This window comes from Aminobacter sp. MET-1, from assembly GCF_026521175.1.
Taxonomy (GTDB): domain Bacteria; phylum Pseudomonadota; class Alphaproteobacteria; order Rhizobiales; family Rhizobiaceae; genus Aminobacter.
The window spans coordinates 1-237 of sequence record NZ_JAMSHL010000178.1 but is presented as its reverse complement, the minus strand read 5'-3'; the positions used below and the strand labels follow the sequence as shown (position 1 = coordinate 237).

The following is a 237-nucleotide window of genomic DNA, read 5'->3' as shown; positions in this document are numbered from 1 at the left end:
GCCGTATCCCGCTGATCGTCGGCCGTGGCCTGACCGAGAAGGCCCGCGCCGAGCTGGGCCTGGGCGCCTCCGACCTGTTCCGCAAGCCGGAAGCACCGGCCGATAGCGGCAAGGGCTTCACCCTGGCGCAGAAAATGGTCGGCCGCGCCTGCGGTCTGCCGGAAGGCCAGGGCGTGCGCCCGGGCACCTACTGCGAACCGAAGATGACCACCGTCGGTTCCCAGGACACCACCGGCC

The 237-nt window shown here is 71.3% G+C and carries 1 protein-coding gene; it reads left to right on the top strand.

Going from position 1 to position 237, the window contains the following annotated elements; genetic code table 11:
* Positions 1 to 237 (top strand): hypothetical protein (locus NDO48_RS29535; protein WP_267322960.1); only part of this gene is annotated, 237 nt, incomplete at both ends.